Here is a 16,167-nt window from a genome sequence, read left to right as displayed (position 1 = left end):
AAAATATGTTTGGTTATGTAAAAGTTAATAAAATGGACCTAACATTTAGAGAATATGAGCATTATAGAGGATATTACTGTGGGTTATGCAAATATCTAAAAGATAATCATGGAGAGATATCAAGACTATCTCTAAATTATGATATAACATTTTTAATATTGGTTTTAACTTCAGTATATAGACCTAAGTCTTTGGTTATAGAAGAAGGATGTATAGTAAATCCATTCAAAAAGAAAAAGAAAATAACAAATGAAATTACAGAGTATGCAGCAAGTATGAATGTGCTTCTGACATATTATAAATTAGAAGATAATTTAAGAGATGATAATGGTATAAAAGATAAATTAGCATATAGTATATATAAGAAAAAGCTTAAATTAGCTTATGAAAAATATCCCAAGAAAGCTGATATAATAAAATCTCAGCTAGATCATTTATATAAATTAGAAAAAGAAAATAATACTAATATAGATATGGTATCGAATACTTTTGGAAATCTTATGGCAGAGATTTTTGCGTATAAAGAAGATGAGTTCGAGGATGATTTAAGAAGAATTGGATTTAATGTAGGTAAGTATATATATATACTTGATGCTTATGAAGATTTAGAAAAAGACTACAAAAAAGGTAGGTACAATCCATTTATAGAATATATAAATAAAAAAGATGAACTAAAAACAAGAGTAGATAAACTTATAAGCATGTCTTTAGGAATGTTGTCTAATAGTATAGATAATTTGGATATAAAGATAAATAGAGGAATAATAGAAAATATAGTGTATTCAGGAGTATATCTTAGATACCAAAATATATTAGAAAAAGGGTGTGAAGTAAATGTACAGTAATACTTATAATAATGAAATGTTTAGCCCCATAATTAAGTTAATTAATAACAAAGATTTTGAAAAGGCACATGAGCTATTAAATAAAATGAAAGATAGATGTGCAAATTGGTATTACCTAAATGGAGTATCTGCTATGAATATAGGATACTATGAAGAAGGTGAAGAATGTATAAAAAAAGCTAATGCCATAGAACCTGGTAATCCTGAATATGAAAAAGCTTTAAAACAATACAACTTCTACAGAGATGATTATAGAGATAGATCATATAGATACAACAGAAGAAGACGTTCAGACCTAGACGGTTGCTGTTGTTGTTGCTGTGATGATTGTTGTTGCTGTTGTGGAGATGATTGTTGTGAAGATTGTATGAAGCTATGGTGTTTAGATTCTTGTTGTGAGTGCTGTGGTGGTGACTTAGTAGATTGCTTCTAAGGGTATTAATATGAGTAAAAAAATAGCTTTAGGAGGAGTTTTATTAGCAATAAACATAATTTTATTAATGCTTATAAATATAATACCTATAAATACATTATTTTTAATGGGAATTGCCTCACTAGTAATTTCTATAATTATAATGGAGTTTGGTCCTAAAATGGGAGTTGTATTTTATTTAGGAGTGTTTACACTAAGCTTTTTTGTTATGGCTAATAAGTTTCAATGGATTTTATATATATTTACTTTTGGATTGTATGGACTATTCAAATATATAATAGAACAAGATAGATCAATATACATTGAATATATATTAAAATTAGTATTTGCCAATATTTCAATAGGCATTGTGTTTTTTATAATAAAAGAATTTGTATATATACCTATAAATATTTTTACAGTAGTGTTTTTTGAAGTCACATTTTTAGTATATGACCATATTTATAGTTTGTTTATAGAGTATTACAATAATAAGCTTAAAAAAATATTAAAAAATATATAAATTTATAAAAAGGAGCATCTTAGAATGATTATATCAATCTAAAGATGCTCCTTATTTTATAAATTTTATTATATAAATTTAGCGAGAATACTTCATAGAATACAATTAGTTTCTATCTAACTATATTAAAAAATTCTCTTTGCTTTTCACTAATTTTTGAGTCACACTTAGAACAGTGATAAGACTTAGATATATTAGAAAATTTACCTAGATTATTATCAAATGACATTTTAGACTTATCTGTGATTCCAACTACAGTTAAATTTGAACCACAATTCGTACAATTTTGTATAGAACATAATTCATTTAAGCTCTCAATAGATATATCCTTAAGATCTTTATTACAATTGCAGCACACTACTAAGTTAGATAGTTTTCTAGAAACTTCTATGGGTTTATCATTTTCTAATGAATATTTATACTCTATAGACTCAGTAACTCTATACCCAGATTCAAAAATATTGTGATTACAATGATCACAAAGATATCTAGGAAAATATTTATTTCCTTTATTGGCATTTGAATTAGATGTAGAATCGTCTATTTTTTTCACTATTGTATCTTTATCAATATTATTACAAGATGAAGGATTTTCAAGGTAGTTAAGTATATCTAAAGCCTTATTTTGTTTTGCTATGAAAATAAGATGTTCTTTTATATTAGGATAATCATTATTTCTAGAAGGTGCATTTAGGTCTATAAGGTTATTGCTTATAGCATGTTCTACTATTGATTTATAATTATATTTAATAGCAAAGAACAGCACCATTTCATCGAAAATATTATCATTTACTTTTCCTGAAAACTCAATCCACAAGTCAGGTGATTCAAGATATAAGTTTTTACTAAGCTTTTCTATAGAATCTTCTAAGTTTTTACTTGAATTATTTTCTTTAGAATTCATATTAACCTCCTTTAATAAGTTAAAAAGTCCAAGAATTATTATATCAAGGACTTTTCAAATATTTATTATTGAAAATTATCTAAATTCGATAATTAAATTTATGTTATATACTAAGGATATCTACATTCGGAGAAAGTGAATATATTATATCTTTTCTTTCGACTACTATTTTAGCAGCATTAGATATAACAGGATCTTTTGCTATATGATTTAGAAGTTCTTTAGTTGGATTTATAGCTATAGGGTTGCCAACTCTTCTTAACATATTAATATCACCATTTGTATCTCCGTAAGCATAAGAAATAGATAAGTCTATATTATATTTTTTTACGAAGTCATCAATAGCAGTGTTCTTACTTTTAGAGTCCCACATAGGAATTACTGTGCCATTGAACGTTCCATTTTCAAAAACATAATTACTTCCTATAAAATCAGTAACATTATATTTTTCAGCCATTTTTCCAACTAAGAAATCAGGACTACCAGATATAAATATTACTATGTGATTATTTTCTAAGTGCCATTTTATTCTTGAACGAGTGTATTTATACACTCTATCTGATTTAAGCTTTATAACTTGGTCACTAGTAAAATCAATATAATTTTTATCAAGTCCAATTAGAGATTCTACATATAAATTACAAACATCATCTAGATAATCATCATAATTACCTTGTCTTTTATCCCAATTCATAAAAGCATCTCTTGCATTATCGTACCATGCTTTTTGATCTATTATGTCATACTTAATGAGCTTTTTAAAATGTTCAACCATAAGAGAGTCTCTATATAGAGTACCATCTATATCAAAAAAAGCTGCTATATTTCTCATTAATATCACCTCTATTAAACATTTATTTTATTATATTACAAAATTTATTTAAGTTGTGAACTTATACAAAATAAATTTAAATTTTTTTTGGTAGATTTTATTATTTTATATTATAATTTATAGTTAATAGTTAAAATCTAATTGTAAAATATCTTATGAGATTATATGTTATTTATAACATATGTATTAATAAGAAATTATATTGATATTAAAAAAATTTATTAAATAAATATCTCCAATAAGGAAGTGATTTTGTGAAATTCAAATATGCAAAGGTAACCAATTCTAGATTAATGGGAAGTATGGGACTTTTAATAATATGGCAAGAAAAAAATGATAAGATATATCAATACTTTTTGTTAGATTCAGAAGGACTTGGATTAGCAGACTATGTAAGCTTAAAAAATCCTACTATAGAAGAATCTCATAGAGAAGAAGAAAGGTTAATGGGTGGATTGGGAGCTGATAGAATAGATATATCAGAAGAAGAAGCTTTATTTCTAGTTAATTACTATGGAAATAAAAATTCTTACTATGAAAAACCATTACTAGGAGAGGTAAAAGAGTATATAGATATTATAGAAAATTATGAACCAAAATTAAAACTTGAAGACATATATCCTAAAATTTGCAAGAAAATTACTGATGAAGTAGAATTTATAAATTATATGACTATGAGATTTATAGCGTGGGATAGAGAAAGCTTAAGATATTTCTCAGGAAGTGAAGAAATAAGTAATATGCATATTACAAATATAAATGGAACACTCCTAAAAAATAAAGTAATACCAAAAGGTAATGAAAGGTATATAAGTGAAGCACTTTACGAAGATAGTGATGGATATTATATATGTAGAATAGCTTTTAGTATATCAAAAGAAGAAAATGGATTTAAGATAAACTCTATTTTAGTAGGAGATAAAGAAGGAATTTTTGACTTTGAAGTTTTTGATGAAATATCAAAAGAAGAGTTTGTAAGCATTTATAGATTGAAAAATAAGGAAGAGTTTATAGAAAAGTTTTATATGGATAATCCATTTTTATTAAGAAGTGATATGGAAGATGGGACATTCTTCACTAGATTTAATTTTGATAACCATCATGTAGCAAAAGAAGTGTACCTTATAAGTAATGACATAAAAGCTATTTATTATCAAATAGGTAATGAGTTTTTTGTAGGAACTTACAATAATAGAGATAAAAAATATATAAACAAATTACTTCAATGTAATTATTCTGACTATATAGAGATTAAAGAAGAAATGTATTTTGAGGAAAATGTACTTTATGATTTCGTAGAATCTGGTGCAGATGACTTTGATTATTTCTTAGAATAGTAAATTATTGATAAAAAATAAAGCCACGACTTAACTGTCAGTGGCTTTATTCTGTATTTATAATATTGGGGGAATATTATGAGGAATACATTATTATTTTGGACAAGTTTTAAAATTTTATAACAATTAAATTAAAAAAATTTACATTTCTTCCTCATCAAATTCTTCCATGTTTATTTGAGGCATCATACCCATCATCATATAAGGATTATACATCATGCCTGGCATCATAGGCATCATCATATTAGGCATCATAGGCATACAACCCATCATCTGGGGCATCATAGGCATACTACCCATCATATTAGGCATCATAGGCATGTTACCCGGCATCTGAGGCATCATATTCATATCTTGATCCATATACATAGTTTCCATATCCATATCATCAAAATAGAAATCATTATCTAACATTGCATATTGATTATCCATCACAGGATAATTGATATAAGGATTCATATAAGTCATATAGTACCCAGAATTACCGTAGTCCATTGGACGTTGATTATAATAAGGATTAACATACATCATAGGATCTATATAAGGTGTAGGGTATATATAATTAGGATCCATATCTCCATTTTGTTTGTGTGAGAAATTATCAAAACTCATAGTAAATCATCCCTCCTAAAGTATTACTTACTAAATAACAATTCACTTTAATAATATATATATTACTAAAAATGCTATTATGTGCATTTTATAAAAAAATAGTTAATATTAGTTGCAAAAATTTGGACATGGGCATATAATTATATATATGAACAATTATTCATATATTGTTATTAATTTGGAGGAATTAAGATATGAGTAAAAATATAAATGAAAAATTAAACTCGTGCAATTGCGAAGAGGTTCATGAAGATATAGTAAAAAGAGCTCAGACATCAATGCCAGAAGAAGAGATGCTTTATGACTTAGCAGAGTTATTTAAGGTATTTGGAGATACAACAAGAGTAAAAATTTTATATGCATTATTTTCAAATGAAATGTGTGTATGCGATATTGCAAGTTTATTAGGAATGACTCATTCTGCAATATCTCATCAGCTAAGGGTACTAAAGCAAGCTAGACTAGTTAAATTTAGAAAAGAAGGAAAAGTAGTTTATTATTCTTTAGATGATTGTCACATAAGTAAGATATTTGATTGTGGTTTATGTCATATACAAGAAACATATAAACGATAGGAGGATTGGGTTATGGATGCTAGTAGCATAATTAGAAAAGAGCTGATTCTAGGTGGATTAAACTGCGCTCATTGTGCAGAAGTAATAAATGAAAAAGTATCTAAACTAGAGGGTGTAGAATCATCAAATCTAAACTTTATAAATAAAAAGCTTGTATTAAACATACAAGAAGGTGTAAATGAGGAAGAAATTATAGAAAAGGCTATAAAGATAATAAATGACACAGAACCAGGATTAGATATAGAAATAGTCTCAAATTCTAAAGTCATTAAAAGGGAATTAATATTAGGTGGATTAAATTGCTCTCATTGTGCAGAAGTAATAAATGAAAAAGTATCTAAGTTAGAAGAAATAGATTCTTCAAATTTAAATTTTATAAACAAAAAACTTACAGTAAATATAAGAAAATCTTTTGATGAAAAAGAGACTATAAATAAAATAGTAGGAATAGTAAATGCAACAGAACCAGGTTTAGACATACAAATAAAAAATGAAAATGGTAATGTTAAAAAATCAGAAGTTAAAGAAGAAAAGAATGATATAAATAAAAAAGATATAATAAAGTTAGTAATAGGGTCATTAGTATATATATTTGGAATATATCAAATTGCAACTGGATTTGAAAGTAAACTTGCAGATGCGATGTTTATAATAGCATATGTAATAGTAGGTGGAGAAGTTTTATTAAAAGCACTAAAAAATGCTATAAGAGGTCAAGTGTTTGATGAAAACTTCTTAATGTCTATTGCAACAATTGGAGCATTAGCAATTGGTGAATTACCAGAAGCAGTAGGAGTTATGCTTTTCTATCAATTAGGAGAATTCTTACAAGGTATAGCAGTAGGAAAATCAAGAAGATCTATAACATCACTTATGAAGATAAGACCAGATTATGCAAACTTAAAAGAAGGATCAGAACTTAAAGTAGTTTCTCCTGAAGAAGTTAAAATAGGCGATGTAATAGTTGTAAAACCAGGAGAAAAAGTTCCACTAGATGGTGTAGTTATAGATGGATACTCAATGGTAGATACATCTGCACTTACAGGAGAATCTGTATTAAGAGAAGTATCAAAAGGAGAATCTGTATTATCAGGATTTATAAATAAAAATGCCTTATTAACTATAGAAGTTACAAAAGGATTTGAAGAATCAACAGTTTCTAAAATATTAGATTTAGTTGAAAATGCAAGTAGCAAAAAATCTAAAACTGAAAACTTTATAACTAAGTTCTCAAAATATTATACACCAGCAGTAGTTATAGGAGCTGTTTTAGTAGCAGTTGTACCTCCAATTATAATACCAGGAGCTACATTTAGTGAGTGGCTATATAGAGGTTTAGTATTTTTAGTAGTATCTTGTCCATGTGCATTAGTTTTATCTATACCACTTAGTTTCTTTAGTGGAATAGGATTTGCATCTAAAAATGGTATATTAATAAAAGGAAGTAACTATTTAGAAGCACTTAGAAATGTTGACACAGTTGTGTTTGATAAGACAGGAACACTTACAAAAGGTGTATTTAATGTAACTAAGGTTAATGCAGTTGGAATATCTGAAGAAAAATTATTAGAGTACGCTGCTTTTGCAGAGGCAAACTCTAATCATCCAATAGCAAAATCAATATTAAGTTACTATGATAAAAAAGTAGATTTAGACAAAATAACTAGTTATGAAGAAATAGCAGCTTATGGAATAAAAATAAATTACAATAATGAACTTATTTTAGCAGGTAACGAAAAATTAATGAAAAAAGAGAATATATTCTATTCTAAAGCTAAAGAAGTTGGAACAGTAGTTTATATAGCTGTCAATCAAATATATAGAGGATATATAGTAATATCAGATGAAGTAAAAGAAGATAGTAAAAAAGCTATAAAAAATCTAAAATCATTAGGAATAAAAGATGTTGTAATGTTAACTGGTGATAATGAAAAAGTAGCTACAGCTATAGCAAAAGAGCTTGGAGTAGATAAAGTATACTCAAATCTACTTCCTAATGAAAAAGTAGATAAGCTAGAAAAAATATATGAAGGAAAATCAGAAAAAGAAAAAGTTATATTTGTTGGAGATGGAATAAACGACGCTCCAGTTTTAGCTAGAGCTGATATAGGTATAGCTATGGGAGGATTAGGTTCAGATGCTGCTATAGAAGCTGCCGATGTAGTTTTAATGACAGATGAACCAAGCAAAATTTCTAAAGCAATAGAAATAGCAAACAAAACTAATAAGATAGTATGGCAAAATATAATATTTGCATTAGCTGTAAAAGCTATAGTTTTAATATTAGGAGCAGGTGGAGTTGCTACTATGTGGGAAGCTATATTTGCAGATGTTGGTGTTGCATTAATAGCAGTATTAAATGCAATGAGAGCTATGAGATAGAAGTAAAAAACGAACTCAATTGAGTTCGTTTTTTTTATTTAAAGTATATTTTATATATTAATTAAGAAAAATAAGAATTGTAAGGTTTATTTAAGATTAATTTTACAGAAATTTAAATTTATTTATATATAATGAATAAACATATGTGAAAAATAAAGTATACATATTAAAAATTTATTATGAAAAAATGATTTTTAGAAGAAATTACAAAAGGAGAAATAAACCATTAATGAAGAAAAAACCTAGTAAAGCACTTATAATAATCTCAACTATTATAGTTTTGTTAGTATTAACTATATTAAGTAACATTGTATTAAATAAAGTATATAAGACTAAATATGAAGAATTTGATTCTGTAGATAAAGAAATGTTTGTACAGTTATCAAGTATATATAAACAATTTAATGAAAATGGTGAAAAACTATGGAACAATAAATATAAATTAAATAAGGAGCCTATAATTCTAATAAGAACTAATAAAGATAAAGGGATTATAAGAAAGTATGCCTATGCAGTTAACGTAAAAGGAATTGAAAAAAGCTTTCTTGCAAGGAAAATGAATATGCCTAAATCTTTAAATCTACCAGAAGTTTATAGAATAAGTAAGTTTGATATAAGTCTGATTTCAACCTGGGCGCCTTCAAATTTTGGTACTGTAGATATTAATGGTAAAAGTATTTTTTATTTTAAATATCACCCTAAAATGATAGAAAATCCAGAATTATATTTTGATTTTACTTCATTTTTATTACATGAATCATTCCATACATATAAGCAAAAAGATTGGACATATGATAAAGGTGATGGAGAGTATATAGAAAATTATCCAGTAAATAAAGAAAACTATGCTTTAATGGGATTAGAATTTAAGCTTTTAGATAAATGCATGGAAACTAATAACAAAGAAGAAGTTAAGAAGTACCTAAAACAATGGACAACTGTACGTGCTTATAGATATAAAAAATGGCCACAGTTAGTAGCAGAAACAAACACAGAAGCAATAGAAGGAACTGCAAGATACATTGAATATAAATATAGTGATTTAACAGGAGGAAAGTTAACTGTACTTGCAAAAAAAGAAAGTCCATACCATGTTACATTTATGCAGGCATATGATTATATTGCAAATGGTCAAGCAGAATCGCCATCTTATTTAGAAAGATCAATGAAGTATGAAACGGGATCTGCTTTAGGGTTGGTAATGGATAAAATAGATATAAATTGGAAAAAAGGCATAGAAGATCGTAAAGATAAAAATGGAGAAACTCAATATAAAATACTAAAGAAATACTTTAACATCTCAGATAAAGATATTACAGAAGATAAAATAAATCAGATAAAAGAAGAAAATGATTATAATGAATTACTAAAACAAGGACAAAAAATAGTTGATTTAGTAAATAACAATAATTAAAAAAATATATAAATAAGAGCAAAGTTATGCAAAAAATAGCTTTGCTCTTATTTATTTTGCCAAATAATTTATATTAAATAAGAAAAATTTGAATTGTAAGGTTTATTTAAGATTAAGTTTATGATGGTGTAAATCTAGATATATATAATAAATTTGTAATCACAAGAGAGGAGAACAAACATGTTAAGATGGGAATTAAAAAAAATAGTTAAAAATAAAACCTCAATAATAGCACTTATACTTATGGGACTTTTATTTATACAAATTGGATTTGTAAAGCCTATGTTAGAAACTGAAAATGAATATTTCGATGAAAGTAAAAATGAATATATAGTAGACAAAAGGCCAGGAGATGTAATAGCACAGGAAAAATTAGACAATAAAGTAAATGAGATAAAATCGATTGCTAATAAAAATACTCATGGTTTAAAAGATGAAAATGAAAAGCAAATTAGCAAAATGTCAAAAGAAAAGCTAAGTAAAGATAATGGTGAAAAATATAAAGATGTAACATTCTATCAAGTATTTGAAAATAGAGCAACTTTTCCTTTAGCTACACTACTTATCGTAGCTATAATAGTTACACTTTCTTCAAATTTATATACAGATGAAAGATTATCAAATGTAGATACTATAATCTTATCATCTAAAAACAAATATAAAGCTTTAAATTCAAAGCTTTTAATATCAATAATTTTACCAATTATTGTTTATGCAATTTATTTAATTGCAACTTTTATAGCAACATATATTCAATATGGGGCTCCTGTAAATGGAGGCTTACAAGCATATAGGATATCTAATATAGCAAGTTTAGTTAGAGAAATGAGTATTGTTCAATATATAGCCTCTGAAATAGGGGTAATATCTTTAGTATTTATAGCTATATCAATATTCTCAGCTTTATTTTCATTTATAACGAAAAACTCGATACAATCTATATCTTGTTCGATTTTATTTATAGCTATGGGAAAAATACTGGTATTTTTTAAATTTTTACCTTATGAATTAATGCTGATAATACACCAATGTAGTTTTATAGATATACTTTCAAAAAATAGTTTTATACCTACTGCATATATGGGTCAAATTAAATTATTTTCAATGAATTTTGACTTAGTTATAACTTGTTTAAGTTCATTAGGATTAATAATTGTATCTGGGATACTACTAAATGTTTACGTATTTAAGAAAGTACTAAATAGATAAATAAAAATATGGAGGAAGTAAAAATGAATAAATTAGAAATTGTAAATTTAACTAAAACATATAAACATAAAAATGCAAATGAAAATATAAGTTTAACTTTAAATAGTGGAGTATATGGTTTATTAGGTCCTAATGGAGCTGGTAAATCAACTTTAATGAAACAATTAGCAACTATAACAACACCAAGTAGCGGGAAAATATTATATAACGAAAAAGATATAGTATCTTTAGATGATGAATATAGAGCTTTAGTTGGATATTTACCACAAGATTTTGATGCATATAAAAACTTTAAAGCGAGAGAGTTCTTAATGTACATGGCGGCGCTTAAAGGAATGAATAATAGTGAAGCTAAGAAAAAAGTAGATGAGTTATTAAAATTAGTAGGTCTTTATGAAGTAAGGAATAAGAATGTGTCTAAGTTTTCTGGAGGAATGAAAAGAAGAGTTGGTATAGCACAGGCATTACTGAATAACCCTAAGATATTAATATTAGATGAACCAACAGCAGGTCTTGACCCTCAGGAGAGAACTAGATTTAGAAATTTATTATCAAATATAGGAACGGAAACAATAGTAATACTTTCAACTCATATAATTTCTGATATAGAGTCAGTAGCTAAAGAAACTATTATGATAAAAGATGGTAAATTACTTCTAAAAGGAACTCATAGAGAAATTTTAGAAGACATGAAAGGTAAAGTATATACAATAACTACAAAAAATGAAAGTGAAGTAAATGAGATTCAAAGAAACTACAAAGTAGTAAGTATAAATCGTGGTGTTGAAGATACTCAACTAAGAATAATAAGTGATAAAGCGCCATCATATGAAAATACAAAACTAACAGAACCAAGATTTGAAGATGTTTACATGTTCTATTTTGAGTTAGAAGATGCAAGGGAGGTATAATCATGTTCTCAGTTGTCAAGGCAGAGATAAAAAAGAATTTTAAGCTTGGAGTAATTATTGTTTGGATGTTAATAATGTTTTTAGCATATAGCTCTACTTATAATTTTGATATTAATGAGACATATGCAAATTTATTTTCTAAATGGTTTGGCCTTGCTCCATTTATGGGATTAACTATGTTTATGATGTTTTCAGGAAGTTTTATTATAGAGTATAATTCAAACATGGATGGATTGATAAAAGCTACAAAAAATGGTAAGAAACAGTTAGTTATAAGTAAATTTATAGCAGCTGGAGTAAGTGCTAGCATAGTAAATCTTTCAATATTATATACAATGGTATTAAGAGCATTAGTATCCTTAAACTTTAAAGGATTAGATACTCCATTAAAGAATTTATGGTACTTTGGAAATAGCGGATCTAATATAACAGTAATTCAAATGATATTAATGATGACTATCAACATAATAATAGGATCATTCTTACTAGCAGCTTTAGGATTATTTTTATCATCTATAAGTAAAAATGCAATAGTACCATTTTTAATAGGTGGAGCATGTATGGCAATACCTTACTTTATGGAGGCTAGAGGTATGGTTAGTAATGTTTTAGAATGGCCTATATTAGGAATGTATGCAACTCCAATTATAAGATATAAACTACCATTAAGTATATGGGCTGTATTTATAGGGACAAGTGTAGTGGGAGTAGTATTATTTTACAATTTAGCTAAGAGAAGTTTTTTAAGTGAAAGATAATATATAAATATAAATAATTTAGAAATAATAAAAAGAAAAGCAAAACATTAGTTATGCTTTTCTTTTTTCATTAGAAATAAAAGTTATAAAATATGGTATAAATTAAATATAAAAAAACGTAAAATTAAAAAATAATATGTAGTAAGAAAAATTATATGAAGTGATAGGAGGGTTTTAAGTGGAGTCTTTAATAAGAAAAAGTAAGATATTAGTAGTAGATGACGAAGTAGAGATATTAAATCTAATAAAAAAGGCACTTAAAAAAGAAGGCTTTGAAAATATTTATATAACTGATAATGGAACTAATGGATTAGAAATATTCAAAAATGAAAATCCAGATTTAGCCATACTAGATATTATGCTTCCGGATATCGAAGGATATGATGTATGTAAAAAAATAAGACAAACATCAGACATACCAGTATTATTTTTATCAGCGAAAGGAGAAGAATTAGATAAATTAGTAGGGTTATCTATAGGTGCTGATGATTATATAACAAAGCCATTTAGCATAAAAGAACTAGCACTTAGGGTAAAAATTCAACTTAGAAGAAGTAAGAAGCAATTTAACATAGAAGAAAAAATAAATAATAATATTATAAAAGTAGGGCCATTTGAAGTGAATGAGCAGACTTTAGAGGTAAAGAAAAATGGAGAATTATTAGAATTAAAGCCTAAAGAATTAAAGATGTTTATGTATATGGTAAAACATAAAAATCAGATAATAAGTAAAGAAAAGTTTTGTGATGAAGTATGGGGAGATGATTTTATAGGATATGATAATACCATAATGGTTCATATAAGAAGACTGAGAGAAAAGATAGAAGATAATCCTTCAAAGCCAGAATATATAATAAATGTAAAAGGGCTTGGATATAAGTTTTTAGTAAAAGAATAGATAGCTAAGGATGATTTAGTATGAAATGGAAATTGACTTTAAAGTACCTTTTATCAACTGTAATAGTAGCTATGATAGTTGTTCAATTAAATATAGCTATAGCTATTTTTATATCTGTTATGATAAATGCGGATTCTTCACAAAATGGACATGGAATATTTAATAATGTAGAGGCATTTGTAAGAGATTTTAATAAAAATATTTTTAATGATACAGATGATATAAATAACGTTTATGTGAATGATAAAGGTAAAGAAATATTAAAAAAAGATAAAATGTGGATACAAATATTAGACAGTGATGGAAGTGTAATTTACAAGTATAATGCACCTAATAATATCCGAAATAAATACACACCTGTTCAGTTAATAAATACATATAAATATGCTGGAGTAGAAGATAATAAATCTACAGTTTTAGTTGCTGAAAAAAATATAAATAATTACTCATATACATACCTAATTGGATTTCCAATGAACAAGGTGAGTAGAACTAGTATAGTTACTGAATCTGAGTCATTAAGAAATATAATATCAAAAGTTATATTGGCGATTATAATAGTAGACTGTATAGTAGCTACAGTGATAGGGTATATATTTAGTAAATCTTTAACTAAACCTGTAAAAAGTATAATTGGTGGAGTTGAAGATCTAGCTGGTGGAAACTATGAATCATATTATAAAGAAAAAGGAATATACAAGCCAGTATTTAATAAATTGAATAATTTAGCAGACACATTAAAATCAAATGAAAGAGAAAGAAAAAAAATCGAATCCATGAGAAATGAGTGGATAGCAAATATCTCTCATGATATAAAAACACCTTTAGCATCTATAAAAGGATATGCAGAATTAATGTCTAGCGGATATGATATAGAAGTAGATGAAGTATCTCAATATGCAGAGATTATAGATAGTAAGGCAAACTATATAAAAGAATTAGTTGATGATTTAAATTTAACTATGAAGCTAAAAGATGGATATTCAAATATATCCAGGGAAGAAAATAATATAGTATCACTGGTTAGAGGATGTATTATAGATATACTTAACAACCCTAAATATAATAATGTATATATAGATTTTAATTTGAAAGAAGATAATATAGTATTGAAAATAGATGAATTACTAATGAAGAGAGCAATAAATAACCTCTTATACAACTCTATTATTCACAATAATGAAGATGTAAGTATAAAAGTAAATATAATTTTGGATGAAAAGACACATATAATTATTGAAGATAATGGAAGGGGAATATCTGAAGAAGATCTTAAGTATATATTTGAGAGATATTATAGAGGAACTAATACAGGTTATGCTCATAAAGGATCAGGCTTAGGTATGGCCATAAGTAGAGATATTGTAAAGGCTCATAATGGAGATATAAAAGTAGAAAGCAATATAGGTAGTGGTACAAAAATAGAAATAATACTTTAGATAAATAAAAAAGGAGACTAATCAAAACTGATAGTTCTCCTTTTTTATTATATGACAAAATTAAATACACAGAAAAAATGAGTTAAACTTCCAAGCATTATAAATATGTGGAAGATTTCGTGAAAACCTAAGTATTTAAATTCTAAAAATTTTGGTTTAGTTGCATATATTAAAGCTCCTATAGTATAAAAAACTCCACCTAATACAAGTAAAGAAAGTCCATGGAATGATAAAGCTTTATATAATGGACTAATAAGAAATATAGAAATCCATCCCATAGCAACATATATAGCTGTTGAAATCCATCTAGGGCAGTTAAACCAAATTAATTTAAAAGATATGCCAGCAATAGCAGTAGCCATTATAACTCCAAATAAAATCCATCCAGTAGGACCATCTAAAGCTATCAAGCAAAATGGTGTATATGAACCTGCTATTAAAACAAATATCATAGCGTGGTCTAATCTTCTTAAAAATCCTATTACCTTATCACTAGAAATAACTAAATGATAAGTTGCAGAAGCTGCATATAGAAGAATCATACTTAATCCAAATATTATTACAGCTGTTAGCTCTAAAGTAGATGGGGTATTTAATGTTGTTTTTATTACCAATGCTAGTAGACCAATAAAGGATAAGATTGCACCAGCAAGGTGTGTGAAACCATTAATTGGCTCTCTAAGATAATTATTCATAATTTACCTCCATAAATTAAAGTTGAATATATAATTCATTTTAAACGTTTTTACATAAATAAGTAAATAAACCAACAAATTATAACAAAATTAGTATCTGGTTTTAATACTATATTACTATTATACTCTAATTTGTAAATGTATATATACTTTAAAAAAATTTTTCAATAAAAAATAAAACCAAATTAACTGGAAATTCTCTTAAATACAAGAGTTTTGGATATATTAATTTATGTTTAAAATATAAATAATAATAATTTTTTTAAAAAAGTTTTAAAAAAGTGTTGACGATATAAATGTAAGGTGATATAGTATTACTTGTCCTTAAGAAAAGGGCAAAAACGAAAATGAACTTTGAAAATTAAACAGTAGGTTAATTTATATAACTGATTCTTAAAAGAATCGAAAACAAACCAAGCCA

The 16,167-nt window shown here is 26.3% G+C and carries 16 protein-coding genes; 12 read left to right on the top strand and 4 right to left on the bottom strand.

All coding sequences use genetic code 11. The features are described 5' to 3' along the window. Positions 1–5: 5 nt before the first annotated feature. From ABCP60_RS13420 to ABCP60_RS13410, 3 genes are read left to right on the top strand one after another with little or no spacing between them, the layout of a single operon-like run. Positions 6–845: a DUF5685 family protein gene (locus ABCP60_RS13420; protein WP_092922088.1), complete on the top strand. Its 840-nt coding sequence runs from the start codon at positions 6–8 to the stop codon at positions 843–845. Continuing rightward, positions 835–1,278, top strand: coding sequence for a hypothetical protein (locus tag ABCP60_RS13415; RefSeq protein ID WP_343101871.1), 444 nt, complete (start codon positions 835–837; stop codon positions 1,276–1,278). The genes ABCP60_RS13420 and ABCP60_RS13415 overlap by 11 nt, the downstream gene beginning before the upstream one ends. 10 nt (positions 1,279–1,288) lie before the next feature. Then, entirely contained in the window at positions 1,289–1,780 is a 492-nt protein-coding gene (locus tag ABCP60_RS13410) for a hypothetical protein (protein ID WP_195928852.1), read from the top strand. A gap of 112 nt (positions 1,781–1,892) precedes the next feature. Here the strand turns inward: ABCP60_RS13410 and ABCP60_RS13405 are convergent, their stop codons facing one another. Both ABCP60_RS13405 and ABCP60_RS13400 read right to left on the bottom strand, forming a co-directional pair. Continuing rightward, positions 1,893–2,684 (bottom strand): hypothetical protein, encoded by a 792-nt coding sequence (locus tag ABCP60_RS13405; RefSeq protein ID WP_195928850.1) that lies wholly within the window; start codon positions 2,682–2,684, stop codon positions 1,893–1,895. Between the two features lie 103 nt (positions 2,685–2,787). Next, positions 2,788–3,516 (bottom strand): HAD-IB family hydrolase, encoded by a 729-nt coding sequence (locus ABCP60_RS13400; protein ID WP_092922100.1) that lies wholly within the window; start codon positions 3,514–3,516, stop codon positions 2,788–2,790. Positions 3,517–3,770: 254 nt separating this feature from the next. Between ABCP60_RS13400 and ABCP60_RS13395 the strand changes: the two genes are divergently transcribed. Continuing rightward, positions 3,771–4,853, top strand: a complete 1,083-nt coding sequence (locus ABCP60_RS13395; RefSeq protein WP_343101870.1) for a hypothetical protein — start codon at positions 3,771–3,773, stop codon at positions 4,851–4,853. Positions 4,854–4,994: 141 nt separating this feature from the next. Here ABCP60_RS13395 and ABCP60_RS13390 read toward each other — a convergent pair whose 3' ends face one another. Beyond that, entirely contained in the window at positions 4,995–5,465 is a 471-nt protein-coding gene (locus tag ABCP60_RS13390) for a hypothetical protein (protein ID WP_092922105.1), read from the bottom strand. Between the two features lie 194 nt (positions 5,466–5,659). On the opposite strand from ABCP60_RS13390, the gene ABCP60_RS13385 reads away from it, so the two are divergent. From ABCP60_RS13385 to ABCP60_RS13350, 8 genes are all read left to right on the top strand, one after another. Next, on the top strand, positions 5,660–6,040 hold the full coding sequence (locus ABCP60_RS13385; protein ID WP_207733588.1) for a metalloregulator ArsR/SmtB family transcription factor: 381 nt from the start codon (positions 5,660–5,662) through the stop codon (positions 6,038–6,040). A gap of 12 nt (positions 6,041–6,052) precedes the next feature. After that, positions 6,053–8,422, top strand: a complete 2,370-nt coding sequence (locus ABCP60_RS13380; protein ID WP_343101869.1) for a heavy metal translocating P-type ATPase — start codon at positions 6,053–6,055, stop codon at positions 8,420–8,422. A gap of 229 nt (positions 8,423–8,651) precedes the next feature. Then, positions 8,652–9,836: a hypothetical protein gene (locus ABCP60_RS13375; RefSeq protein WP_343101868.1), complete on the top strand. Its 1,185-nt coding sequence runs from the start codon at positions 8,652–8,654 to the stop codon at positions 9,834–9,836. A 180-nt stretch (positions 9,837–10,016) separates the two neighbouring features. Continuing rightward, on the top strand, positions 10,017–11,045 hold the full coding sequence (locus tag ABCP60_RS13370; RefSeq protein WP_343101867.1) for a hypothetical protein: 1,029 nt from the start codon (positions 10,017–10,019) through the stop codon (positions 11,043–11,045). Positions 11,046–11,068: 23 nt separating this feature from the next. After that, complete coding sequence (locus ABCP60_RS13365) at positions 11,069–11,956, top strand: ABC transporter ATP-binding protein (RefSeq protein WP_092922114.1); 888 nt, start codon at positions 11,069–11,071, stop codon at positions 11,954–11,956. A 2-nt stretch (positions 11,957–11,958) separates the two neighbouring features. Further along, complete coding sequence (locus tag ABCP60_RS13360; protein ID WP_343101866.1) at positions 11,959–12,714, top strand: hypothetical protein; 756 nt, start codon at positions 11,959–11,961, stop codon at positions 12,712–12,714. A gap of 178 nt (positions 12,715–12,892) precedes the next feature. Beyond that, a complete protein-coding gene (locus tag ABCP60_RS13355) occupies positions 12,893–13,612 on the top strand; it encodes a response regulator transcription factor (protein WP_343101865.1) in 720 nt (239 codons plus the stop codon). A 20-nt stretch (positions 13,613–13,632) separates the two neighbouring features. Then, positions 13,633–15,051, top strand: a complete 1,419-nt coding sequence (locus ABCP60_RS13350; protein ID WP_195581672.1) for a HAMP domain-containing sensor histidine kinase — start codon at positions 13,633–13,635, stop codon at positions 15,049–15,051. Positions 15,052–15,098: 47 nt separating this feature from the next. On the opposite strand, the gene ABCP60_RS13345 is transcribed toward ABCP60_RS13350, so the two are convergent. Then, on the bottom strand, positions 15,099–15,746 hold the full coding sequence (locus ABCP60_RS13345; protein ID WP_092922126.1) for a hemolysin III family protein: 648 nt from the start codon (positions 15,744–15,746) through the stop codon (positions 15,099–15,101). Positions 15,747–16,167: the final 421 nt, after the last annotated feature.

Source organism: Romboutsia sp. MSSM.1001216sp_RTP31141st1_G3_RTP31141_220114 (assembly GCF_039031195.1).
Classification (GTDB): domain Bacteria; phylum Bacillota; class Clostridia; order Peptostreptococcales; family Peptostreptococcaceae; genus Romboutsia_C; species Romboutsia_C hominis.
This window is presented reverse-complemented; position numbering and strand designations above follow the sequence as displayed.